Origin of the sequence: Ferrovum myxofaciens (genome assembly GCF_000735045.1) — a bacterium.
GTDB lineage: Bacteria > Pseudomonadota > Gammaproteobacteria > Burkholderiales > Ferrovaceae > Ferrovum > Ferrovum myxofaciens.
Genome location: NZ_JPOQ01000260.1, coordinates 1 through 253, shown reverse-complemented (window position 1 = coordinate 253; position 253 = coordinate 1). Strand labels below are relative to the sequence as shown.

The 253-nt window shown below is 60.1% G+C and carries 1 pseudogene; it reads left to right on the top strand.

The window, feature by feature from the left end:
• A pseudogene (locus IV91_RS18580) lies at window positions 1-253 on the top strand (transporter); the annotation flags it as partial.

Sequence of the window (253 nt, the reverse complement as noted above, 5' to 3'; positions counted from 1 at the left end):
GATTGGACTCAACGACCGTCAGGTCGAGATCATCGCCCGAGCCACTCCCAAGCGCCAATACTATGTGATCCACCCCGAGGGACGGCGGCTTTTCCATCTGGGATTAGGCCCGGTTGAACTGGCCTTCGTCGGTGCTTCCGGCAAGGAGGATATCGCGCAGATACGGGAATTACACGGCAAGCATGGGAACAGTTGGCCCGGCCAGTGGCTGCGTCACCGTGGCCAAATCAAGGCGGCGGAAGTCTGGGAATCC